This is a genomic window from Variovorax ureilyticus, assembly GCF_037889935.1.
Classification (GTDB): Bacteria; Pseudomonadota; Gammaproteobacteria; order Burkholderiales; family Burkholderiaceae_C; genus Variovorax; species Variovorax ureilyticus.
Map to the genome: position 1 here is coordinate 246,397 of NZ_JBBKZU010000009.1, position 23,350 is coordinate 269,746.

At 68.4% G+C, this 23,350-nt stretch carries 23 protein-coding genes; 9 read left to right on the top strand and 14 right to left on the bottom strand.

Features of this window, described 5'->3' with window-relative positions; all coding sequences use genetic code 11:
* Positions 1-22: 22 nt before the first annotated feature.
* The 4 genes from WKW77_RS21335 to WKW77_RS21350 form a co-directional block, all read right to left on the bottom strand.
* Positions 23-997 (bottom strand): Bug family tripartite tricarboxylate transporter substrate binding protein, encoded by a 975-nt coding sequence (locus WKW77_RS21335; protein WP_340358882.1) that lies wholly within the window; start codon positions 995-997, stop codon positions 23-25.
* The gene (locus WKW77_RS21340) at positions 994-2,160 is read right to left on the bottom strand and encodes a CaiB/BaiF CoA transferase family protein (RefSeq protein ID WP_340358883.1); all 1,167 of its coding nucleotides are present in this window, start codon (positions 2,158-2,160) and stop codon (positions 994-996) included. Before WKW77_RS21340 ends, WKW77_RS21335 begins: the two co-directional genes overlap by 4 nt.
* The gene (locus WKW77_RS21345; RefSeq protein WP_340358884.1) at positions 2,157-2,963 is read right to left on the bottom strand and encodes a citryl-CoA lyase; all 807 of its coding nucleotides are present in this window, start codon (positions 2,961-2,963) and stop codon (positions 2,157-2,159) included. Before WKW77_RS21345 ends, WKW77_RS21340 begins: the two co-directional genes overlap by 4 nt.
* A 139-nt stretch (positions 2,964-3,102) precedes the next feature.
* Entirely contained in the window at positions 3,103-3,987 is an 885-nt protein-coding gene (locus tag WKW77_RS21350) for a dioxygenase family protein (RefSeq protein WP_340358885.1), read from the bottom strand.
* A 128-nt stretch (positions 3,988-4,115) separates the two neighbouring features.
* On the opposite strand from WKW77_RS21350, the gene WKW77_RS21355 reads away from it, so the two are divergent.
* Entirely contained in the window at positions 4,116-5,075 is a 960-nt protein-coding gene (locus WKW77_RS21355; RefSeq protein WP_340358886.1) for a LysR substrate-binding domain-containing protein, read from the top strand.
* A gap of 13 nt (positions 5,076-5,088) precedes the next feature.
* Here the strand turns inward: WKW77_RS21355 and WKW77_RS21360 are convergent, their stop codons facing one another.
* The 8 genes from WKW77_RS21360 to WKW77_RS21395 all read right to left on the bottom strand — a co-directional run bounded on the left by WKW77_RS21360 (position 5,089) and on the right by WKW77_RS21395 (position 14,570).
* Entirely contained in the window at positions 5,089-6,474 is a 1,386-nt protein-coding gene (locus WKW77_RS21360) for an alpha,alpha-trehalose-phosphate synthase (UDP-forming) (RefSeq protein ID WP_340358887.1), read from the bottom strand.
* 103 nt (positions 6,475-6,577) lie between these two features.
* Positions 6,578-8,503, bottom strand: coding sequence for a glycoside hydrolase family 15 protein (locus tag WKW77_RS21365; protein WP_340358888.1), 1,926 nt, complete (start codon positions 8,501-8,503; stop codon positions 6,578-6,580).
* Entirely contained in the window at positions 8,500-9,261 is a 762-nt protein-coding gene (otsB, locus tag WKW77_RS21370) for a trehalose-phosphatase (protein WP_340358889.1), read from the bottom strand. Before otsB ends, WKW77_RS21365 begins: the two co-directional genes overlap by 4 nt.
* A gap of 56 nt (positions 9,262-9,317) precedes the next feature.
* A complete protein-coding gene (locus WKW77_RS21375) occupies positions 9,318-10,592 on the bottom strand; it encodes a multifunctional CCA addition/repair protein (RefSeq protein ID WP_340358890.1) in 1,275 nt (424 codons plus the stop codon).
* Between the two features lie 44 nt (positions 10,593-10,636).
* Positions 10,637-11,320: a glutathione S-transferase N-terminal domain-containing protein gene (locus WKW77_RS21380; RefSeq protein ID WP_340358891.1), complete on the bottom strand. Its 684-nt coding sequence runs from the start codon at positions 11,318-11,320 to the stop codon at positions 10,637-10,639.
* A gap of 88 nt (positions 11,321-11,408) precedes the next feature.
* A complete protein-coding gene (locus WKW77_RS21385) occupies positions 11,409-11,978 on the bottom strand; it encodes an MgtC/SapB family protein (RefSeq protein WP_340358892.1) in 570 nt (189 codons plus the stop codon).
* A gap of 79 nt (positions 11,979-12,057) precedes the next feature.
* Positions 12,058-12,663, bottom strand: coding sequence for a mechanosensitive ion channel family protein (locus WKW77_RS21390; RefSeq protein ID WP_340358893.1), 606 nt, complete (start codon positions 12,661-12,663; stop codon positions 12,058-12,060).
* 29 nt (positions 12,664-12,692) lie between these two features.
* Positions 12,693-14,570 carry a lytic transglycosylase domain-containing protein gene (locus WKW77_RS21395; RefSeq protein ID WP_340358894.1) on the bottom strand — a complete coding sequence of 626 codons (1,878 nt, stop codon included), beginning with the start codon at positions 14,568-14,570 and terminating at the stop codon, positions 12,693-12,695.
* A gap of 231 nt (positions 14,571-14,801) precedes the next feature.
* Between WKW77_RS21395 and WKW77_RS21400 the strand changes: the two genes are divergently transcribed.
* Complete coding sequence (locus WKW77_RS21400; RefSeq protein ID WP_340358895.1) at positions 14,802-15,419, top strand: 5-formyltetrahydrofolate cyclo-ligase; 618 nt, start codon at positions 14,802-14,804, stop codon at positions 15,417-15,419.
* On the opposite strand, the gene WKW77_RS21405 is transcribed toward WKW77_RS21400, so the two are convergent.
* Positions 15,420-16,403: a LysR substrate-binding domain-containing protein gene (locus WKW77_RS21405; protein ID WP_340358896.1), complete on the bottom strand. Its 984-nt coding sequence runs from the start codon at positions 16,401-16,403 to the stop codon at positions 15,420-15,422.
* A 144-nt stretch (positions 16,404-16,547) separates the two neighbouring features.
* Between WKW77_RS21405 and WKW77_RS21410 the strand changes: the two genes are divergently transcribed.
* Complete coding sequence (locus tag WKW77_RS21410) at positions 16,548-16,880, top strand: DUF2917 domain-containing protein (RefSeq protein WP_340358897.1); 333 nt, start codon at positions 16,548-16,550, stop codon at positions 16,878-16,880.
* A gap of 15 nt (positions 16,881-16,895) precedes the next feature.
* On the opposite strand, the gene WKW77_RS21415 is transcribed toward WKW77_RS21410, so the two are convergent.
* On the bottom strand, positions 16,896-17,291 hold the full coding sequence (locus WKW77_RS21415; protein WP_340358898.1) for a BLUF domain-containing protein: 396 nt from the start codon (positions 17,289-17,291) through the stop codon (positions 16,896-16,898).
* A 187-nt stretch (positions 17,292-17,478) separates the two neighbouring features.
* On the opposite strand from WKW77_RS21415, the gene WKW77_RS21420 reads away from it, so the two are divergent.
* From WKW77_RS21420 to WKW77_RS21445, 6 genes are all read left to right on the top strand, one after another.
* Positions 17,479-18,153 carry a Crp/Fnr family transcriptional regulator gene (locus WKW77_RS21420; protein WP_340358931.1) on the top strand — a complete coding sequence of 225 codons (675 nt, stop codon included), beginning with the start codon at positions 17,479-17,481 and terminating at the stop codon, positions 18,151-18,153.
* 246 nt (positions 18,154-18,399) lie between these two features.
* Positions 18,400-19,239, top strand: coding sequence for an ABC transporter permease (locus WKW77_RS21425; RefSeq protein ID WP_340358899.1), 840 nt, complete (start codon positions 18,400-18,402; stop codon positions 19,237-19,239).
* On the top strand, positions 19,229-20,464 hold the full coding sequence (locus WKW77_RS21430; protein WP_340358900.1) for an ABC transporter ATP-binding protein: 1,236 nt from the start codon (positions 19,229-19,231) through the stop codon (positions 20,462-20,464). The genes WKW77_RS21425 and WKW77_RS21430 overlap by 11 nt, the downstream gene beginning before the upstream one ends.
* Before the next feature lie 3 nt (positions 20,465-20,467).
* A complete protein-coding gene (locus WKW77_RS21435; RefSeq protein ID WP_340358901.1) occupies positions 20,468-21,367 on the top strand; it encodes a glycosyltransferase in 900 nt (299 codons plus the stop codon).
* On the top strand, positions 21,367-22,239 hold the full coding sequence (locus WKW77_RS21440; protein WP_340358902.1) for a glycosyltransferase: 873 nt from the start codon (positions 21,367-21,369) through the stop codon (positions 22,237-22,239). Before WKW77_RS21435 ends, WKW77_RS21440 begins: the two co-directional genes overlap by 1 nt.
* Positions 22,236-23,348, top strand: a complete 1,113-nt coding sequence (locus tag WKW77_RS21445; protein WP_340358903.1) for a Gfo/Idh/MocA family protein — start codon at positions 22,236-22,238, stop codon at positions 23,346-23,348. Before WKW77_RS21440 ends, WKW77_RS21445 begins: the two co-directional genes overlap by 4 nt.
* Positions 23,349-23,350 lie beyond the last annotated feature (2 nt).

The following is a 23,350-nucleotide window of genomic DNA, read 5'->3' on the forward strand; positions in this document are numbered from 1 at the left end:
CCTGTGGTTTCTTCTGTCGGAATCAGTCGACCTGTGCGCCGGAGCGCTTGACCAGCTCGGCCCACTTGCCCAGCTCGGTCTTGTTGAAAGGCTGCATCTCGTCGGTGCGCAGGGTGCGCGATTCGATGCCCTGGTCGCGCAGGCGCGCCATCACCTCGGGTTGGGCGAGCGCGGCGCTCGCGCCGGCGCGCAGTTGCGAAAGCGTCGCCGCAGGCGTCGCGGCGGGCGCGTAGAGCATGAACCACGCGACCAGATCGAAGTCGGCGACGCCCTGCTCCATCAGCGTGGGCACGTCGCTCGCCGCGGCGCTGCGCACCGCGCCGCTGGCGCCGAGCGCGCGCAGCTTGCCGGCCTTGATCTGCGGCAGCACCGCGGCCGGGTGATAGAACATGAAGTCCACCTGAGAGCCCATCACGCTGGTGAGCGCGACCGCGCCTTCCTTGTAGGGCACATGGATCATCTTGCCGCCGAGCCGCTGTGCGAGCAGCTCGCCCGCGAGGTGACCGGACGTGCCGTTGCCTGCCGACGCGAAGGTGATGCCGGCCGGTCTTGCGGCCGCCTGCGCGAGATCCTTCAGCGACTTGATCGGCGAATCGGCGGCGACGACGAGCAGCGTCGGCGTGTAGCCGATGAACGCGACGGGCGCGAAGTCGCGCACCGGGTCGTAGGGCAGCTTGCTGTAGAGCGAGGCGTTGATCGCGTGCGTGCCGACGGTGCCCATCACCAGCGTGCGGCCGTCGGGTGCGGCCTTGGCGACGAGGTCGGTGCCGGTCGATCCGCCGGCGCCCGCGCGGTTGTCGACGATCACCGGCTGCTGCAGGCTCTTGCCGAGCGCCTCGGCGACGACGCGGCCGACGGTGTCGGTCGTGGTGCCGGCGCCGAAGGGCACGATCATGCGGATCGGTGGGCGATCCTGCGCCTGCGCGATGCCGGACAAGGCCAGCACGCCGGCCGTCAACACGCCGAGAAACGAGCGTCGCGTATCTGCGGGATTCATGCCGGGTCTCCTTGCTTGCCGGCCTTCGTGCGGACCTGCAGCGCGGCGCGTATCTCTTCGTTGTGTTCGCCGAGCACCGGCGGCGGTCGCACGTCGAGCGAGCGCTGCCCGTCGAAGCTCACCGGCGAGCGCACCGTGCGGAACAGGCCCATCACCGGATGCTCGGCCGAAGTCATGAGCTGGAGGTGCCTGGCCTGCGGATCTTCGAGCGCCTCGCTGGTGTCGTACATCGGTGCGTGAGGCACGTCCTCGCGCTGCAGGCGGCGGCACCATTCGTCGCGCGGCTGCATGCGGAAGCGCTCGCCGAGCAGTTCGATCAGCGCTTCCTGGTTCGCGATGCGCGCCTCGCGCGTGGCGAAGCGGGGGTCCTCGAAGATGTCCGGCTGCTCGATCGCGGTCGCGAGTCCGCGCCAGAACTTTTCGGGCGATGACATGTGCAGCGCGATCCACTTGCCATCCGCGCAGCGCAGCACGTACGACTGCGAGACGCTCGGCCGGCTGTAGGGGCCCATCACCTCGTCCACCTGGAAGTAGTGCGTGAAGGCATCGAGGTTGAAGTGCGTCATCGCCTCCAGCATCGAGACTTCGACGATGCGGCCCTGGCCGGTGCGGCTGCGCTCGAACAGCGCGCCCAGCACGCCGTAGGCGGCATAGAAGCCGGTCAGCGAATCGGCGATCGCGGGCCCGACCACGCGCGGGTTCTCGGGGTTGATCAGCAGGTTGAGAAAGCCGCTCGCGGCCTGCGCGACGGTGTCGTAGGCCGGGCGGTCCGCGGCCGGGCCGGTCGCACCGAAGCCGCTGATCGAGCAGTAGACGAGCTTCGGGTTGAGCTTGCGCAGCCGCTCGGCGCCGACGCCCAGCTTCTCGGCCACACCGGGGCGGAAGTTCTGGATGTAGACGTCGGCATCGGCGATCAATGCATCCAGCACATCGCGGTCGTCGGCGCTCTTGGTGTCGAGCGTGATGCTGCGCTTGTTGCGGTTGTAGGTCTGGAAGTGCGGGCTGTAGAGGCCATCCTTGAAGGCGCGGAACGGGTCGCCGGTCTTCGGCTGCTCCACCTTGATCACGTCCGCGCCCAGATCGCCGAGCAGCATGCCGGCCGCGGGGCCGGTGATGAAGGTGCCCTGCTCGATGACCTTGAGGCCTTGCAGCACCTGGATCATTCGTGCGCCCCGAAGCCGGCGGGCAACGCGCCGTCGTACTGCATCTCCCGCGTGGCCTGGTAGGACAGAGCGAAGCCGATGGGCTGCCGGATTTCCTCGTAGAGCTGCGCGATCAGCCCCGCGGTGCGCGCGAGGATCGGCACGCCCCGGAGCGCCTCGACCGGAAAGCCCGCGCCGAGCAGCACCGCCGGGATCGCGCCCGAGACGTTGAGCTTGAGCGGCTTGCCCAGCACATCGGGCATGAGTGCCTCGACGGCCACGGCGATTTCGACGAAGCGCTGGTCGGTGCGTGCCGATCTCGCGACCGCGAAGAGCGCATCGACGCGGGCATCGCGCTCCTTGTGAAGCGGATGGCCGTAGCCGGGAATGGAGCGGCCGGCGGCGCGCCATGCCTTCATCACCTCGAGCGCGGCCGTGCCCAGCGGCTTGCCGGCGCGCGCGAGCGCATCGATTTCGCCGTACAGGCGGCCTGCGGTTTCCGAGGCGCCGAGGATCACCGACCCGCACCCGAGAATGCCCGCCGCCACTGCACCCTGGAGGGCATCCGGCGCGGCCGCGAAAGTCATGCGCGCGGCCTGCACGCTCGGCACGAGGCCATGGTCCGCAATCGCGACCAGGGTCGCGTTCAGTACCTCGGACTGGCCGGAGGTGGGGTGCTTGCCCGTCAACAGGAAGAAGAAATGGTCGACGAAGGAGATCTTGCCGATCAGATCCTTCGACAGGTCCTGCCCACGGATGACGATCGTGTGCGCGTCCGAGGTGCTGATGGCCGTGCGCGGCACGGTCGCTTTGCCGATCTTCATAGGCACCCCCATGCGCCTTCGGCGCTCCCCCTCGAGGGGGCGCACCCGGCAGCCCGGCGAAGCCGGTTCCGCGGGTGCCCTGGGGTGGGTTGTGTCAGTTTCATAGGGCTTGCCTTGAAGTAAATGATGGGTGGGCGCATCAAGCCGTGGCGGGTGCGAGGCGCACGTCGAAGCTCGCCGAGTGGTAGGGCACGCGCATCTCGCGGCCGTCGATCGCCTTGCCCGGCGGATGGGTCTCGAAATCGACCACGAGGCTGTCGCGCTTGCCGAAGACCGCGTCGGCGTCGATGTACGGACTGCCGCCGACGAAGAGCTGCGTGGTCAGCGTCACATGGCCCGGCGCAGAGACCTGCAGGTGCAGGTGGCCGGGGCGGTAGATGCTGCGCTCGGTGGCGCGCATCATGTCGCCGACCGGCCCGTCGTCCGGGATCGGGTAGTAGTTCGGGCGGATCGACCAGAACCAGTAGCGGCCCTGCGCGTCGGTGCGGAAGCGTCCGCGCGCCTGCATCGACGGCTCGCTGCTGAGCTGCACGTCGTACTTGCCGTGTCCGTCGCCCGACCACACGTCGAGCAGCGCGCCCGCGAGCGGCTGGCCGTCGCAGTCGGTCACGCGGCCCATGTAGAAGGTTGGCTCGCCCGTCGCGCCGTTCGCGATGTCGCTGCCCAGTTCGACGTCCGGCGCACCGGCCCAGTAGAAGGGGCCTTCGACCGTGGCTTCGGTGGCTTCGGTTGCGCCCTTTGCCTGGCTGGCGCGGGCCTGGGCCAGGGCGACCACCATCATCGACAGGCCGAGCGTGTCCGACAGCAGGATGAATTCAGGCCGCTTGTCGGTCGAGATCTGTCCGGTGGCATTGAGGAAGTTCAGCCCCGCGAGCCATTCCTCGGGCTTGAGATCGACTTCGCGCGCGAAGGCATGGAGGTGCTTGACCAGCGCCGTCATCAGCTCGCGCAGGCGCGGGTCGGGGGTCTTGGCGAAGGCATCGAGCACGTCGCGCGTGATGCCGTCCTGGTTGTATTCCGACATGGTGCTTGTCTCCTGTCCCGGCGTCATCGAGCGCCGATGGGCGGGACGATAGGGCGGCGACCCGCACGCGACAAATGATGAATTTCCATCGATATCATCGATGGCATCGATCATTCGTGGGGGTTTTCATGGAGATGAGGCATCTGCGCTATTTCGTCGCACTGGCCGACTGCCTGAGCTTCACGCGGGCGGCGGAGCGGGTACACGTCACCCAGTCGACCCTCTCGCACCAGATTCGCCAGCTCGAGGAAGAGCTCGGCCAGCCGCTCTTCGAACGCATCGGCAAGAAGGTGGTGACCACCGAAGCCGGCGAGCTGCTGCGCGGCTTCGCATCGCGTGCGCTGCGCGAGGTCGATCAGGGCGTGGCGCTGCTCAAGCCCGATGCCGGCAACCTCACGGGCCAGGTGCGCATCGGCGCGACGCACACCTTCAACATGGGGCTCATCCCGGAATGCGTGGCGCTCTTCCTCGCGCGGCACCCGACGGTGCGCATCAGCGTGGAGGAGCTCTCCGCCGAAGTGATCTGTGCCCGCCTTCGTGCGGGTGAGCTCGATCTGGGCATCGCCTATCGGCCGGAGGACCCGACGGACCTGTGGTTCGAGCCGCTCTACAACGAGGAGATGGTTCTCGTCGTTTCCGACAGCCACCCGCTCGCCGGCCGCAAGCGCATCCGCATGGTGGAGCTGCACCGGCAGGACCTCGTGCTGCTCGCCAGGTCGTTCTCCACGCGCACCATGATCGACGAATGCTTCAGCGCCTGCGGTGCCGAACCGACGGTGGTGGCGGAAATGTCGACCGTCGCGCCGATGCTCGGGCTGGTGGCGCGCACGCAGATCGGCACGATCGTGGCGATCAACGCGGTGCCCGAAGGCATGTCGGGGCTCGCCGTGATCCCGCTCGAAAGCCCGACGCCGACGCGCACGCCGGGCATCCTGTGGCGGATCGGACAAACCAAGCCGGTGTTCATCCAGTCATTCGCGGTGATCCTGCGCAAGACGGCGCTGGGGAACAGCCTGCGGCGGGAGAAGGTGGGGGTGCGGGTGAACGAGAAGCGCGCGGGGCGGCGGGTGACTGAAAGAATTCGCTGAGGTCTCGGTCTGCCTACCGAACGCTCTCCGCCGCGCGCAGCGCATTCAGGAAGCCGTTGCGCCACCAGTGCACATCCTGCTCGCGGATGCACGCGAGCAGCTTCTGGTGCCGCTCGCGACGTTCCTCCAGCGGCATCTGCAGCGCCTGCTGCACGATCTCCGCGGTGCCGTGGATGTCGTACGGATTCACCAGCAATGCCTGCTTCAGTTGCTCGGCCGCGCCCGCGAAGCGCGAGAGCACGAGCACGCCCGGGTCCGCCGGATCCTGTGCGGCGATGTATTCCTTGGCGACGAGGTTCATGCCGTCGCGCAGGGGCGTCACGAGGCCGACCGCCGCCGCGCGGCACAGGCCCGGAACACGCTTGCGCGCCACCATGCGGTGGATGTAGCGCACCGGCATCCAGTCGAGCTCACCGTAGTCGCCGTTGATCGCGCCGCACAGCGACTCGAGCTCGCGCCGGATGTCGCCATAGGCGTCGACCGTCTCGCGCGTCGGCGAGGCAATCTGGATCAGGGTCGCGCTGCGGCGGTTCTCCGGGTAGTGCGCGAGCAGTTCGCGGAATGCGCGCACCCGCTGCGGAATGCCCTTGGAGTAGTCGAGCCGGTCGATGCCCAGCAGCAGGCGCCGCGTCGAATACTCGCGCTTCATGGTCTCGTACATGTCCCGCGATTCCTTCGCATGCGTGAGCGCGGCGAACTCGTCGACGTCGATGCCGATCGGGAAGGCGTCGCAGCGCACCGTCTGGCCGAAGGCGCGATAGAGATGATCGCCCATCACCTCGCCCCTGGCTTCATAGCGCACGTAGTCCTCGAAGTGCTGCACGTCCTGCCGGGCCTGGAAGCCGACGAGGTCGTAGGCGAACAGCGAGCGCATCAGCCACTCGTGCTGTGGCACGGCCGCCAGGATGATCTGCGGCGGCAGCGGGATGTGCAGGAAGAAGCCGATGCGCTGCCGGCACCCCATCGCGCGCAGTTCGGCCGCCAGGGGGATCAGGTGGTAGTCGTGCACCCAGATGATGTCGTCGTCCTGCAGCAGCGGCAGCAGCTTGCGCGCGAAGAGCTGGTTGACGCGCCGGTAGCCGCCCACGAAGCCGGCCTCGAAGTGCGCGAGGTCGAGCCGGCCGTGGAACACCGGCCAGAGCACGTCGTTGCTGTAGCCGAGGTAGTAGCAGTCATGGTCCTCGCGGCTCAGGTCGATGGTCGCGAGCGTGACCTTGCCCGCCTGCTGGCGGTGCAGTTCGCCTTCGCCGGTCGGGCCGTCCTCCACGATGGAGCCGCTCCAGCCGAACCACAGGCCGCCGCTTTGCTGGAGGCTCTCTCCGACGGCGACGGCCAGTCCTCCCGCTGCAGGCTTGCGCGGGTCGGCTACGCGGTTCGAGATCACCACCAATCGACTCATGGGTGCTTTCTGCGGCCGCCGCCGGGCCGCCCCAAGGCGTGCCGTGCCGCCCCCTCGGGGGGTGGAGTTACTGGAGCGCAGCGAGTGAAAAGCCGGGGGGGCGTCATATGCACGAGTCCCAGGGGGCGGAAAGTCGAACTGCTGCATTGATGATTCCGACCATCGAATAGGTCTGCGGAAAGTTGCCCCACATTTCGCCGGTGACCGGATGCGTGTCCTCCGACAGCAGGCCGAGCGGGTTGCGCGCAGCAAGCATGGTCTCGAAGATCTGCCGCGCCTGCGCCTTCCGGCCGATCTTCGCGAGCGCGTCGATGCGCCAGAAGGTGCAGATGTTGAACGCGGTCTCTGGCTTGCCGAAGTCGTCGGCCGCCTCGTAGCGGCGCATGTAGGGGCCGTCGCAGAGCGCCTTCTCCATCGCGTCGACGGTGGAGATGAAACGCGGGTCGCGCGCGTCGATCAGTCCGACCTCGACCATGAGCAGGATGCTCGCATCGAGCTCGTGACCGCCGAAGCTTTCGGCGAAGGCCTGCCGCTCCTCGCACCAGGACTTGGCGAGGATCTCTTCGCGCATGCGCGACGAATGGCCGTGCCAGTAGGCCGCGCGCTCGGGCAGGCCGAGTGCGCGCGCGATCTTCGCGAGCCGGTCGCAGGCAGCCCAGCTCATCAGCGCCGAGCTGGTGTGCACGCGCGCTCGCGTGCGCAGCTCCCACATGCCCGCATCGGGCGTGCCGTAGACGCGGATCGCCTGTTCGCCGACCGCTTCGAGGTACGGAAACTCGGCCAGGCCCGCGCGGCTCAGCAGCCGGTGGTCATGGAAGGCCTGCGCCGCGCCGAGCACGATGTTGCCGTACACATCGTGCTGGAAGTGCTCCTGCGCCTGGTTGCCCACGCGCACCGGCCCCATGCCGCGATAGCCCGGAAGGCCGTCCACGAAGGACTCCGGCAGCTGGCTCTCCAGCCCGATGCCGTAGAGCGGTTGGATGTGTTCGCCGCGCGAGCCGATCACCACGTTCGAGAGCCAGCGCAGGTAGTCCTCCATCGTGCCCACTTCGGAGAGGCTGTTGAGCGCGCGCACCACGAAGAAGGCGTCGCGCAGCCAGCAGTAGCGGTAATCCCAGTTGCGCTGGCTGCCCGGCGCCTCGGGGATGCTGGTGGTCATCGCGGCGACGATCGCGCCGGTGTCCTCGTAGAGCGAGAGCTTGAGCGTGATCGCGGCGCGGATCACCGCCTCCTGGTATTCGAAGGGGATCGCGAGGCGCTTGCTCCAGGTGCGCCAGTAGGCGATGGTTTCCTGCTCGAAGTGACGCGCGGTGTCGGCGATGCCGTCGGTCAGCGTCTCGTCCGCACCGAGCACGAAGTTGTGCTCGCGCGAAAGCACGAAGGGCTGGTGCGACAGGATGTGCGAGACCGATGCATCGGTGTTGAGCCGGATCGCGAATTCGGGCCCGACATAGCGGATGTGGTTGCTGCCGCGCGTGATGGTCGGCGCCGCGGCGCCCCACTGGAAGCGCGGCGCCAGCTTGACACGGATGCGCGGCGCGCCGACCACGGGCTTCACGCGCCGCACCATCGTGAGCGGGCGGAAGTAACGCGAGCGGCTGTGGAAGCGCGGCGCGAAGTCGGTGATCTCGATGCACTGGCCGGCGGTGTCGAAGAGCTGCGTGCGCAGCACCGCGGTGTTCGGCTCGTACCACTGCCTGGACGAGGCGAAGTCCTCGATCTCGATGCTCCACGCGCTGGCTTCCTCGCCGGGATGCAGCAGAGCGTTGAAGACCGGATCGCCGTCGAAGCGCGGCAGGCAGCACCACACCACCCGGGCGCGCGAATCGATGAGCGCGCTGTAGGCGCAGTTGCCGATCACGCCGACTTCGAGCGATTGCTCCGCCGGCGGGCCGAAGCCGAGGTGCGCGGTGGGGCGGGTCAGCGCCTCGTCGTGCGGCGCCGCCTTGTCGCTTGCGCCTGCGGCCCCAGCCACCGACAGGCCTGCGCGGTCCTCGGTGGCTTCGGTGTCCTTCTGAAAAGTGGTCATGCGGGCCTCCTCGGGGTTGTCGTTGCGGGCGCCGCGAGCAGGTCGCGCGTGACCACGAGCCATTCGAAGATCGCGCGCGGCGAGTCGAGCCGATGCAGCGCCAGGCTGGGACCCGAGCCCACCTTGATGCCGACACCGCCGCGCGGCTGCACGATCGCGAAGCCGCTTTCGTCGGTGGTGTCGTCGCCCGCGAACACGGGCACGCGGCCCGCGAAAGGCGGCTCCTTCAGGAAGGCGTCGATGGCGATGCCCTTGTTGATGCCCGCTGGCTTCACTTCGAAGACGAACTTGCCGTGCATGAGTTCGAGCTGCGGCTGGCCTTCGATCACGCGCTGCATCGCGTCCCGGCACACCGCTTCGAGCTGCGGCGCGAGCCGGTAGTGCAGTGCGATGGCGGCGTGCTTGCGCTCGACCAGCAGGCCCTCGTGCACGTCCGCGAGCTCGTTCGCGGCATCGAGCACCAGCGTGAGATCGGGCGGGCGCTGCTCCTGCATGTGGCCTTCGGCATCGCGGCGCTGCACGCCGTGCTCGCCGGCGGCCGGGAGCCGCAACGGCGCGAGAAAGCGATCGATCACGTCGATCTGCCGGCCCGAGACGACGGCCAGCGCACCGCCGAGCAGATCGGCGAGGTCGCCGAGGAGCGGGATCAACGCGGCGGGTACATGGATCGCTTCAGGCGTCTCGGCGAGATCGACCAGCGTGCCGTCGAAGTCGAGGAAGAGCGCCGCGTCGTGCGTGAGTCGGGGGGGCTGCTGCATGGAGGAAAAACCATAGCAGACTCCCGCCGCGCGCCGCGTCGGCCAATGTCGTCAATTCAACTCTGGGAGGAGGGTTGAAGCGCTTCGCCGACCGCGGCCACGCGGGCACGTGAGATCGCCTCGCCGATCCGGGGGCCGGACGCGCCGGCGTCGCGCGCTGCGCGGGCGATGGGTTCGGTCGCGACCGATTGGGCGGCACCGAGCGCGGCGAGCAGCCGCTGGCGTGGCGGATACGGGCGGCATTCGAGCCCGAGCCGTCCGCGCGCGTCGCATTCGCAGGCCTGCAGGACTTCGTCGAAACGGTCGGGCTTGCGAAATGCATCGCAGCGCTCCAGCAGGCGCACCACGGCCGCGGCGTCGAGGTCGCCGCTGCGGTGGATGTTGCCGTGCTCGCGCGCGACCACGTCCGCGAGTTCGCGAATGTCGACCGGCACGCGCCAGCGGTCGCACACCTCGCGCAGCAGCCTGGCGCTGCGCTGTTCATGGCCGTGGTGGCGCGGCAGGATGTCGGCGGGCGTGGTGCCCTTGCCGAGGTCGTGCATCAGGCAGGCGAAGCGCACGGCCAGCGATGTCTTCATCTGCTCGGCCATGTCGAGCACCATCATCAGGTGCACGCCGGTGTCGATCTCGGGGTGATGGGCCGCGGGTTGCGGGACGCCCCAGAGCCGATCCACCTCGGGCAGCAGCACCGCGAGCGCGCCGCATTCGCGCAGCAGCTCGAACATGCGCGAAGGCTTGCACTCCATCAGGCCGCGCGCGAGTTCCTGCCACACGCGCTCGGGCACCAGCGCATCGACCTCGCCGGCTTCGACCATCTCGCGCATGAGCACCATGGTCTCGGGCGCGACGGTGAAGTCGTCGAAGCGCGCAGCGAAGCGCGCGACGCGCAGGATGCGCACCGGGTCTTCGCGGAACGCGTCGGTGACGTGGCGCAGGCGCTTTTCGCTCAGGTCGCGCTGGCCATGGAATGGGTCGACCAGATCGGCCGGATCGACGTCGAGGCGATCGGAGGCGCCGATCCTGTCTTCGGGCAAGGCGATCGCATTGATGGTGAGGTCGCGCCGCGCGAGGTCCTGTTCTAGCGTCACGTCGGGCGCTGCATGCACGACAAAGCCGCGATAGCCCGGTGCGCTCTTGCGCTCGGTGCGCGCGAGCGCGTATTCCTCGCGCGTCTCGGGATGCAGGAACACCGGGAAGTCGCGGCCCACCGGCACGTAGCCGCGCGCGATCATCTGCTCGGGCGTCGCCCCGACGACGACCCAGTCGTGATCGCTGCCGGGCCGGCCCAGCAGCGCATCGCGGATCGCGCCGCCGACGAGGTAGGTTTGCATCGGGCGAGTGTAGGGCGGCGATTGCGTCCCGCCGCCCCGGAGGGTCAGCGCCGCAGGCGGTAGGGCTCGTCGAAGAGCACGAATTCCTTTTCGGCGAGTGCTTCTTCGATCCAGGCCTTCACGCCGGGCAGTTCCAGCACGCGATCGATGTAGGCCGAGATCGGCGCGGGCACCGGCAGGCCGTAGGTGCGGATGCGGGTGCATACCGGCGCGAAGTAGGCATCGGCGATGCTGAACTCGCCGAAGAGCATCGGCCCGCCGTGGGACTCGAGCAGGCCGCCCCAGAGCTTCACCAGACGGTCGACATCGGTGCGCACGCCGGGCTGGTTGCGCAGGATGAGCTGGCCCTGTTCGCGCAGGTCGGCCTCGATGTTCACCGGGCAGTGGTTGCGCAGCGAAGTGAAGCCGGCATGCATCTCCGCGCACGCGCTGCGGGCCTGCGCACGGCGGGCGCGGTCGGCGGGCCAGAGCTGCTTTTCCGGGTAGGTCTCGGCGAGGTATTCGCAGATGGCGAGCGTGTCGTAGACCACGATGCCGCCGTCCTTCAGCACGGGCACGGTGCCGGTCGGGTTGATCTGGAGGATCGTGTGCTTGAACTCCGAGTCGGCGTCGAAGGAATCGAAGCGCACCATGACTTCCTCGAAGGCGATGCCGGCCTGCTTCATCAGGACCCACGGCCGCATCGACCAGGACGAGTAGTTCTTGTTGCCGATGTAGAGCTGGGTCATCGCGAATCTCCGGTGGGCTGCTGCAAAGCTTTCCATCCTAGCCGTCGGCATGGCGGTGATTGATGCGGAACAGGGCGGGAATTGATGCTCAGCGAGCAGGACGATCGTCGTCGGGCGTCGTGATCACGTGGGGTCGGCTCCCCTTCGGATCTCCGGCGGTCGGTCCGACCACGCGCTCGACCAGAGCCACCAGCCGGGGCACCAGCGCAAGCACCCCCAGCGCCATCGTCGCGCTGATGATCGCCGTGAGCTCGCGCCCGAGGCCGCAGGCCATGCCGATGGCGGCAGTCATCCACAGCCCGGCCGCGGTCGTGAGGCCCTCCACATGCCGCTCGTCGCGGCCGCGCTTGAGGATCGTGCCCGCGCACAGGAAGCCGACGCCCGCCACGAGACCCTGGATGACGCGGCTCATGTCGGCCGACGTCGCGCGCCCTTGCTCAGGCACCAGCACGAAGAGCGCCGAGCCGAGCGCCACCAGCATGTGCGTGCGCACCCCCGCGGCCTTGCCGTGCTGTTCGCGCTCGAAGCCGAGCAGGAAGCCCAGCACCGCGGCGAGCAGCAGGCGGATGAGGATGCGCAGCACCTGCGTGATCTCGCCAACGTCGGAGAACTCGGCGGCGAACACCTCGGTGGTCTTCGCCCAGAGGGAATCGGCCATGGTGCAGCGGGTAGTGGGGCCAGGGGAGTGTCGCTCAGCCTCTGGCCGGGCCGCGTAGGACTGCGGCACTTTCGCCGGCTCAGTGCGGCGCCGGGTCCGCCTGGGAATACGGCGCCGGATGCGGCGCAAGGGCTGGCGGCAGGGGCGGCGCGCTGCCGTGCCAGCGGCGCACCGCCCGCTGGAAGAACATGCTGTTGGGGATCTTCAGCGTCGTGCCTTGCCGCGCGTCGCCGGTTTCCTCGAGCGTGGTGAAGACGAGGTTGATGTCCAGCACGCGGCCCTTGAGGCCGGGCTTCTCGCCGTTCTCGAGCACCTCCACCGTGTCGCCGGGCCAGAACATGCGCGTGGTGAAGATCAGCAGCGCGCAGAACATGTTCGACAGCACGCTCCAGGCGGCGAAGAAGGCCACCGCGCCGACGGTGGCGAAGCCGGTGAAGGCCGTCCAGAGCACCGTGCCCGAGGCGCCTAGCCGCTCCAGGGCCCAAAGGACCGCGCCCCCGTAGATCAGGAAACCCGCCGTGCGGCGGGTGACCATGGCCACGTTGGAGGGCAGCGCGTAGCTCATGGTCACGCGCTCGACGAGGCGGCGAACGAAGCGATACAGCAGCCAGGCGCCCAGCACGATGAGCGCGACCTCCGCGACCGGCACGATGATCCCCAGCCATTCGATCGCCCAATTGGGCAACTGGGCGCGCAGGCTCTGCAGGGTCCGGTTCAGGGCAGGTCCTTGTTGGGTTCGGGCTCCGCGGTATCGCGCGGGCCGACGCGGCCGAGCTTGTCCTTGATCGATTGCGGCCGCCCGGTGATCAGGGCCGCGTAGTTGGTGGTGTTCGCGAGCACCTTCTTCACGTAGTCGCGCGTCTCGTTGAAGGGCACGTTCTCGGCCCAGATCGCCGCTTCCATGATGGGTCCGTTGCGCCAGTTGCGCGGCCGGCCCGGGCCCGCGTTGTACGCGGCGGCGGCAAGCGGCATCGAGCCGTCGAAATCGTCGAGCGCCAGCTTCAGGTAGTTGGTGCCGATGGTGATGTTGGTGTCGCGGTCGGTGATCTGGCCCGGGGTGAAGTCGGACATGCCGATCTTCTTGGCGGTCCAGCGCGCGGTGGCTGGCATGACCTGCATCAGGCCCGAGGCGCCGACGCCCGAGCGCGCGTCCATGACGAAACGGCTTTCCTGCCGGATCAGGCCGTACACGTAGGCGGGATCGAGGCCGATCTCCTGGCTCTTGCGCACCACCGTGTCGCGGAAGGGCATCGGGAAGCGCTGGTCCACGTCGATCGCGCCCTTGGTGCGCTCGCTGGTGTTGATGCAACGGTCCCACACTTCGCGCTGGCAGGCGAGGTCGGCGGCGGCGAGCAGCTCGCGGTCGGCCATGCCGCCGCGATCGTGCAGATTGGTGGCGTAGTTCCACTCGCGCGTGCCTTCGGGACGCATGCCGATGGAGATCGCGTAGAGCGCGCGATTGAGCGCCGGGTTGTCGCGCGCGGCCTTCTTTTCCTCGGCCGTGAGCGGCGCCGGGCGCGTGGGCACGGCGGCACGCTGGCCCAGTTCCTCCAGCGCGAGCAGCTCGTAGAAGCCGCGCGTGCCCGCGATGCCTTCGTACAGCGCGCGGGCCTGGGCGCGGCGCTCGTCGCCGCCGTAGGTGGCCAGCGCGCGGGCCTTCCAGTAGACCCAGGTCGGGTCCTGCCGCTGCGCCTCGCTCATCGCGTCGATCGCGGCCTGCACCGCCTTCCAGTCGCCGGTGCGCAACGCGGCGCGGGCCTTCCACGCGAGCATCTCGTCGGAGAGGTCGCTGTTCCTGGTGACGTAGGAGAAATAGGTGTTGGCCGACGGCGAGAGCTTGCTGGCCGCCTGCCGCCCGATGGTGCCCCAGAGCCAGTTGCGTTCCTCGGCGGAGAGCATCGGCCCCCACTTGCCGTCCAGCTGCGATGCGGCCGTCTCGGGGTCGGCGATCGCGAGCTTGATCAGCGCGAGCACCACGATCTCGCGACGCGACTTGGCGGCAACCACCGCGCGGCTCGCGAGGAACTTGCCGACGTTGGCGTTCATGTCCTCGAACAGCGGGATCGCATCGGGCGCCACGATCATCACGGCACCACGCGCGGCCTGCGGACGATTGGCCTCGATCGACAGGCGCGCCTTCTTCCATGCGTCGTTGGCGGGCATCTGGCGCGCGCTGATCATGCGATCGGCCGCGGTGAGGCAGCCGTCGTCGAGGTCGCGCTGGGCGAACCAGTTGCGGCGCACCTCGTCCACCTGCACCGGGGTGGCGGTGCCGGACTGCAGCGTCTCGATGAGCACCGCGTAGCAGCGGACCTGCCCATCGTCGTTCATCCGGAAGGCGGGATGCAGGCTGGTGAAGCCGTTCCAGTCGCGTCGCTGGCCGGCCAGCAGCAGCCAGTCGTTGCGCAGGCGGTCTTCCTGGTAGGTGCCGGCGTATTGCGCGAGGAAGGCCTGCACTTCCTGCTGGCTCGCTTCCGTGAGGCGCGCCCTGAGCTCCCAGTAGGCCGCCCAGGGTTCGAGCAGGTGGCCGCGTGCCTGCGGCAGCAGTGCCGTGAGGCGCGCCTTGTCGCCGCGCTGGGCGGCCTGTTTCATCTGCAGGAGAACGTCGTCGTTCGCGTTCTGCGCATGGGCGGACTGGGTCGCGCCGGCCGCGGCGAAGATCGAAAATACAAGGGTGGAGAAAAGCCCCCAGGCTCGGCGCTTCGTGTCCTTGCGGCTCCCCGAGGGGGCGCTTTTTGTCTTGGGGCGGCCTGGCGACAAAAAGGCCGCACGGGGCAGGCGGCGGACCGGTGCCAAAATGCTCTCGAATTGCATCGGGGGATTATGGACAAGTCAAACGGTGCCGACACCTCGGCAACTGCCAACTTTCTCAAAACTCAGCTGCGTCATGCACTGGTGGAACAGCGTCTGGCCATGCCGGACCGGCTCGCGCGCGCCGATCTGCTCCAGCGCGTGATGCGCATCTGGCTGGTCGGACGGCCGGATACGGTGATCGGCGCCTACTGGCCGATCAAGGGCGAGTTCGATCCGCTGCCCGCGCTGCATCGCTGGAAGGAAGACGGCGAGCTCCTCGACGAGCCGCAGCGCCGTCGCATCGGCCTGCCGGTGGTCGACCGGGTGCACAAGACGCTGACCTTCCATGCGTGGTATCCGGGCTGCCCGATGGAGAACGATGCCTACGACATCCCGAAGCCGAAGGACACCGAGCTGATCGTGCCGACGCTGCTCTTCGTGCCTTGCCTCGGCTACAGCGCCGGCGGGTATCGCCTGGGCTACGGTGGCGGCTTTTATGACCGCACGCTGGCGGCGCTGGAGCCGAAGCCGTTCACGGTGGGGCTGGGCTTCACCAATGGGTTCCTCGAGGACTTCGAGCCGGAGGCCCATGACGTGCCGCTGGACGCCATCCTGAACGACAACGGCGTCGTCTGGCCGGTGGGCTGATCAATCCAGTTGGTCGATGGTGTCCGGATCGGGCACTTCGCCGATCGTCTCGCGCGTGATCGCGGCCTGGCCCTGCAGCCATTCGCAGAACGCCTGGATTTCCGGACGCGGCGCGCTGCGCGGGCCGGTGATGAGCCAGTAGGCCATCGGTGAATCCATGCGGTGGTGCGGAAGCACTTCCACCAGATCGCCGTTGGCGAGGCTTTCGGCGATCAGTGAACTGCGGGCAAGCACCAGCCCCTGGCCGGTGAGCGCGGCCTGCACCATCTGATAGGCGTAGTTGAAATAGAGCCAGCGCCGGGGCTGCGCGCGCGACATGTGGTGGACCTCGAACCAGCGGCGCCACGTCAGCCATTCGAGGTGCGTGCGGTGTGCGTCGCCGGCCTCGATCAGCGTGAAGCGCGCGATGTCCGCCGGGGCCTTGATCGGCGGATTGGTCTTGATCAGCCACGGGCTCGCGACCGGCGTGATGGTCTCGCCGAAGAGACGCACCGCGCCCCCCGGCATGTTCTCGCGCGGGCCGTAGCGCAGCGCGAGGTCGACGTCGGCGACATCCATGTCCAGCGCGACGTCGCTCGCGTCGATGCGGATGTCGATCTCCGGGTTGTCGCGCTGGAAGGCCTCCAGCCGCGGGATCAGCCACATCGACGCGAAGGACGCGAAGGTGGTCAGCGAGACGCTCTTGCGTCCGGCGTTCTGCCGGATCTGGCGCACCGCGCCGTCGATGCGCGGCAGCGACTGCTGCACCGCCAGCAGCAACTGCGCGCCCGCGCTCGTGAGCTCCACCGCCCGCGTGTGCCGCAGGAACAGGCCCACGCCCACTTCGTCTTCCAGCGACTGGATCTGCCGGCTGACGGCGGACTGGGTCAGTGCCATTTCCTCGGCGGCGGCGCGGAAGTTCAGGTGACGGGCGACGGCCTCGAAGGCGCGCAGGTGGCCGGCGGAGATCGGCCGGGAACGCAGGTGGGTCTGGGAATGCAGCATCGGCGGGTGGCTTCGGCGGGAGGTTGATTGATGCGAAACCGGAATCAGTAGGCTACCGCGTTTTCATTGGACTGCCAACGGCGGCAAGCCGATCATTCATTCCCGAAGCGCGCCATTCGCGAGCTCACCACCAGGAGATTCATCATGTCCGCCGTCGCCACCACCACCACGCTTTCGTCCGTTGCAGCGGCCCGTCCGGCCGCCGTGCCGCCGGCCGTGCGCCGCGGTGCATGGCAGCTCGAGGCCGGACACGCGATGAGCCTCAAAGCCTCCAGTTCGAGCGTGCTGCGCATCCGGCAGGGCCGGGTGTGGGTCACCCGGGATGCCACCGCCCACCGGGGCAGCGAAGACCTGGTGCTGGCACCCGGCGAATCGCTGGCGGTGGCCGCGGGCGAGCGCATCGTGATGGAACCGTGGGACAGCCACGGCGCCACCTACAGCTGGGACGCCGCCCAGCCCGCCGCCCGCGCAGGCTGACCCGCGCTCCGGCGATCAGCCGGAAATATCGAAGCGGGAGCGCAGCGCAATGAAGTATTCGAGCGCTGCGATCCCGCGGAGCGCGTTCACGTCCCCGAGATCCTCGCGGTCGTCCACGTCGGCAAGGCCCATCTCGAAGCGCTGGTAGCGCCGCTGCGTCAGCTCGCCGTCGTACAGCACGCGCAGCTCGACGTGCCGCGGGTCGGCCGCGAGCCGCGCCAGCAGGGCCTGCACCGCTTCGGGTGGGCCCTCGAAGTGCTGGCAGAAGCGCATCCCGTCGAACACCAGAAGGCCGGTGATCCCGTCGCGCAGATTGCGCGCGCGGGAGACGGCGACGATCTGGCCGACGACGGTCGTGGACTGGTCGGTGGCCAGCAGGCTGATGTAGAGGACTTCCCGAAGAGGCGGCATCTGTCGTCGTGTGTAGGGCGACGGCAGTCTAGGAGGCAGGACGAAACCTCGAAATGTCAAAAGACATGTGTGGGCGACCTATAGTGATCTGGTGAATTTCGAGGACCACTTGCCCCGGCTTTCCCCGCCGCGTGGAGCCCATCCGTGCGACGCGTGCGGCCTGCGCCGAAATCCGGCGTTCCTGCCGATGTCGGCGGAGGAGGTGCGGGTCATCGAGTCGTTCCGCACCGGCTCGCGGTTCTTCGACGCCGGCCGCCTGGTCATCGACGAGTTCCGGCTGAGCGGGCAGCTCTTCACGCTCTATTCCGGCTGGGCGTTCCGCTTCAAGACGCTGGCCGACGGCCGGCGGCAGATCCTGAGCTTTCTGCTGCCCGGCGATTTCATCGGGTTGCAGGACGAATTCGCCGACGGCCACACCCATGGCGTCGAGGCGATGACCGCGGTCACCCTCTGCGCCTTCGAGCGCGATCGGCTCTGGGAGTTCTTCAGCGGGCATCCCAGGCTGGGCTACGACATCACCTGGCTGGCCGCGCGAGAGGAGAAGATGGTGGACGACAACCTCGTGACCACCGGCCGCCGCAACGCAGGGGAGCGCGTCGCGATGCTGCTCATGCACCTGTATCGCCGGGCCGAGCGGCTCGGCATGGTGCGCGAGGGCTGGGCGGAATTTCCGCTGAGCCAGCAGCACATCGCCGATGCCCTGGGGCTTTCGCTGGTCCACACCAACAAGACCTTGCGTCGGCTGCAGCAGCTCAACTTGCATCGGCTGGAAGGCGGCTGGCTGCGCATCATGGAGCCGCACGCCCTCGAAAAGCTGGGCGACTACTTCGAGCGGCCGATGCAGCCGACGCCGCTGATTTGAGAGGAGCACCCCTATCCCGCTGGAACGAACGTTGCGTGTGGCGCACGCAGCCGGAACGCGTGTGATTCAGTCAACCCGGCCTTCGGCAGATACTGCGAGAGGCATACGACCGTGGCGTTTCGCACAGTTGGCCAAAGGGTAGTAGTTAAGCTTTAATTTTGATGTGTATCATCGTGCAACTAGTGTCTCTGAGGCTTGTCTCGTTTGGACTCCTCGGTGCTCCCAGCCTCGGAGGGTCTTTCGTCAATGTCGAACGCAGGTGAACCTCACCTTGTCATCAAGCCGCAGCGTCGTGCGGTCTTCTTTCCCTGGCGGGATGTGCTGGAGTACCGCGACCTCCTGCGCATCCTCGCGTTGCGCGACGTGCGGCTACGCTACAGGCAGACCGCGATCGGCGTGCTCTGGGTCGTGCTGCAGCCGCTCATCGGCGCCGGGCTGTTCGCCTTCGTCTTCGGGGCGGTGGCCAAGCTGCCGACCGGCGATGCGCGCGTGCCGTACTTCGTCTTCGGCTTCGCCGGCCTGCTGATCTGGAACACCTTCATCCAGATCTTCCAGAAGGCCGGTGATTCGCTGGTCGGCAATTCGGGGCTGGTCAGCAAGATCTACTTCCCGCGCATCGTGCTGCCGCTGTCGACGGTGCGCGGCGTGCTGCTGGATTTCGCCGTCGCCGCGGTCGTCATGGCGGTGCTGCTCGTGATCTACCGCATCCCGCCGACCTTCGCGCTGCTCTTCCTGCCGGTCTCGATGCTGATGGCGATCCTGCTGGCGCTGGGGCTGGGTTTCTGGACCGCGGCCCTCAACGTGAGCTATCGCGACGTGCGCTATGTCGTTCCGGTGTTCAGCCAGTTCCTGCTGTGGGCCAGCCCGGTCGCGTACGCCGCGTCGAGCATCCCCCAGTCGGCGCAGTGGCTCGCCGCGATCAACCCGATGGTCGGCATCCTCGAATCCTTCCGGTGGGCCGTGCTCGGCACGCCGATGTTGAACTGGAGCTCCGTCGTCTGGAGTGCCGTGGTCTCCGTGGTGCTGTTCCTGGTGGGCGCCACAATGTTCCAACGCGCGGAGCGGAGATTTGCCGATGTCATCTGATCTGGCCCTTTCGGTCCGCGGGCTCAGCAAGGAGTACCGGATTGCCCACATGGCCCAGCACAGCCGGGTCACCGAAGCCGCCTTCGCGGCGCTCAAGAGCGTGTTCAACCGCCAGAGCTACGAGACCTTCAAGGCGCTCGACGATGTCTCGTTCGACGTGAAGAAGGGCGACGTGGTCGGCGTCGTCGGCCGCAACGGGGCGGGAAAGAGCACCCTGCTGAAGGTGCTGAGCCGCATCACCGAGCCCACCGCGGGCGAAGTGCGCCTGTACGGCAAGGTGGGCTCGCTGCTGGAGGTGGGGACGGGCTTCCATCCCGAGCTCACCGGACGCGAGAACATCTACCTGAACGGCTCGATCCTCGGCATGCGCGAGCGCGATATCGACCGGCAGTTCGACGCCATCGTCGACTTCGCCGAGGTCGAGCGCTTCCTCGACACGCCGGTCAAGCGCTATTCGAGCGGCATGTACGTGCGCCTCGCGTTCGCGGTGGCCGCGCACCTGAACCCCGAGATCCTGATCGTCGACGAGGTGCTCGCGGTCGGCGACACGCAGTTCCAGCAGAAGTGCCTGGGCAAGATGAAGGACGTCAGCAGCCAGGAAGGCAAGACGGTGCTCTTCGTGAGCCACAACATCGCCGCGGTGAAGGCGCTGTGCAACAAGGGCCTGCTGCTCCAGAACGGCCGGCTGATGCGCCAGGGCACGGTCGACGAGGTGCTGGCCGAGTACGCGACCCGCACGCCGGTGGCGGTGCAGGCGCGTCACGGCAAGTCTTCGAAGCTGCAGCTCGTGGACTTGCTGATCAACGGCGCGCAGACGGCCGTGGGCGACGTCGATTTCCTCAAGCCGCTGGAGATCGAACTCGAGCTCGAGGCGCAGGAACCGACGCCGATGTGCATCCCTTTCCTGCGCTGGTACGACGCCAACGGCATCACCCTTTCCGAAGTCTGGGGGCCCGAGGAATCGGTGGATTTCCAGCGCTACGACGGGCGCTTCTCGTTCCGGCTCGCGCTGGAGCGGATGAGCCTGATGCCGGGCCGCTACTTCATCGATTTCTTCCTGCACGACGTGGCGGGCAAGGAAGTGTTTGCCGCGCAGGAGTGCGTGCAGCTCGAAGTGCACCCCGTCTCGCTGCCCGGCGCGCCGCGCGCCTATGAAGGCCGCCACGGCCTGCTCCGGCTCGCCAGCCGCCTGTCCGCCCACAGCATCGTTTCGCAACAGGCGTGAGCCATGGGGCCCTCGACGCTGGAAGCCCTTACGGCCTCCTACAACTCCGCCGCGACGTTGTCCGAAACCCTGGCCTCGGCCTGGGAGGACAACCGCGTCCCGGTGCTGCTGGTGGACGACGGCTCCAGCGACGGGTCGGCCGACTACGCCGAGCGCTGTGAAGGCGTGCGCGTGATCCGCCAGCGCAATGCCGGCCCGTCGGTGGCGCGCAACCGCGCGATCCTCGAAAGCCGGGCGGATTTCGTGCTCTTCCTCGACAGCGACGACCTGCTCCTGCCCGGCTACCGCGCGGCGTTCGAGGCGGCGCTGGCCGCGAATCCGGACGCCGACGTGTTCGTCTGCGGCATGCAGGTGGTCGATGACGAAGGCCGTCCGGTCGACCGCCATCCCGCGCCCAGCCTGCAGCCGACGGCCTTCCTGAGCGTGCTGGGCGGCGAATCGGTGCCGACCAACGGCATCATCGTGCGGCGCGATGTCTTCGCGCGCAGCGGCTTGTTCCGGCCCGGTCTTCATCACGCGGAAGACCTCGACCTGTGGCTGCGCATCGCGGCGGCGACCGACAAGTGGGTCCGGATGGACCACTCGCTCGCGGTGTACCGCCTGCGCGGCGGCTCGCTGAGCAAGAACGGGCAGGCCATGTGGCGGGGTATCCGGCAGGTGGTGGGCATGGCGTCCCGCCTGCCGGTGGGCTCGCCGAAGTCGCGCCGCGTCACTGCGCGCCATGCACTGCAGGGGGGCGCGCGCTACGTCTACAACATGGCCTTCGCACCGATGCTGCGCCAGCGCGCGCGTGCGTCGATCGCCGAGGCGCTGCGCGAGGTGGCGCGGCTGCCGGTGCGCTTCTGGCCGCTGGTGCTTCGCGACGGTTTCACCAGCCTGTGGCGGCGGCAAGGCTCGCACTGATGCCCGAGTTCAGCGTCATCATTCCTTGCTACAAGCAGGCCCATCTGCTGCCGGCCGCGATCGAATCGGCGCTCGCACAGTCGCGTGACGTGGATCTCGAAGTGATCGTGGTGGACGACGGTTCGCCCGACGACGCTTCCGAAGTCGCGAGCCGCTATGAGGGCGTGATCGTGATCCGCCAGCCCAACGCGGGCCTGTGCGCCGCGCGCAACCGCGGCATCCTGCGGTCCAGCGGCCGCTACCTGCTCTTCCTCGATTCGGACGACTACCTGCGCCCGGGCATGCTCGCCGCAGCCGCGCGCGCCTTCGCGCAGTCCCCCGACCTCGACGTGGTGCACGGGCTCGCGGACGTGGTGGACGAGGGCGGCGAGAAGGTCATCGGCGAATTCGGCGGCCAGGACATCGGCCGCGATGCGCTGCACCGGCTGCTGCAGAAGAACATCGGCCCGCCGAACACCTTCGTCGTGCGGCGCGAGATGCTCTCGCAGGTCGGCCTCTTCGATGTCGGCCTGCGCTCCTGCGAAGACTGGGACCTGTGGCTTCGCATCGCCGGGCGCGGCGGCAAGTTCGGGCTCGCGCGAGACATGCGCAGCGTCTATCGCATGGTGCCCGGCAGCATGAGCAAGAACGTGGAAGTGATGTGGCGCACCGGGCGCGCGGTCATCGGCCGCAATGCCCGCGCCCATGCCAACTGCCCCTCGTGCCGCGAGGCGCGGCGTGCCGGCATGGTCGGCTTCTCGCTGTCGATGCGGCCGCTCTTGCGGGACCTGATCCGCTCGCCCGGCGGCAAGTCGCGCGCGGCCGGCATCCTGCTTCGCAATCCCAGCCTGCTGGGCTGGCAACTACGACGGTTTCTTCGGATCGACAGATGACTAGCGAGATCAGCAGCGACAGCGCAATCGACGGCAAGGCGGGGCTTCCGCTCAAGGTCCTCATCATCGGCTGCGGCGCGGTGGTGGAGGAATACCAGGGCCCCGCGGCCCGCGAGGCGGAGCGCCAGGGATGGCTCGAAGTCGTCGGCCTCGTGGACCGCAGCGAAGAGCGGCTCGCGCGCTGCCAGCACCTCTTTCCCTCGGCCACGTGCTTCACCGACCTCGATCGCGCGCGCGAAGCCGACATCGCGCTGATCGCCACGCCGGCGCGCAGCCATGCGGAGCTCGCGGTATCGCTGCTGGGGCGTGGCTACAACCTGCTGGTCGAGAAGCCGATCTGCGCCACCGCCGCCGAGGCGCGCACCATGCGCAGCGAGGCGGACCGGCTCGGGCGCATGCTGGCCGTGGGGCACTTCCGGCGCTTCTTCCCGGCCATCGAAACCGTGCGCACCCTGATCGATTCAGCCGTGTTCGGGCCGGTACGACGCATCGTGGCCGACGAAGGCGGCATGTTCCGCTGGCCGGCGGCGTCGGCGGGCTTCTTCACGCGGCAGGAAGGCGGCGGCGGCGTCACGCTGGACATCGGCATCCACATGCTCGAGATCCTGGTGTCGTGGCTGGGCCTGCCCGAGGTCGTCGACTACGCCGACGATGCCATGGGCGGCGTGGAGATCAACAGCGCCGTCAGGCTGCGCTGGCCGGGGGGCACCGAGGCCGACATCCGCCTGAGCTGGGACGTGGAGCTGGCCAATCGCTATCGCATCGAATTCGAGCGCGCGACCGTCACCTGGCGCACCGGCCAGGCCACCGATCTGCTGATCGAGATCGACGGCGTGCCTGTCCCCCAACTCGCGACGGCCCGCCAGCCCTACGGCAGCACCGCCGAGTATTCGACCCCGGCGCACGGCTACCTCGGCGCCTTCACCGCCCAATGGAAGGATGTGGTGGATGCGGTCCGCGAGAACCGCAAGCCCCGCGTCAGCGGCGCCACGGCCATGGCCGCGCTGTCGCTCGTAGAGACCATGTACGCCCGCAAGCGACTGATGGACATGCCCTATTTCGATCCGGAAGAATCCGCCCGCGCCCACCAGCTCGTGGAGGGCGCGTGACC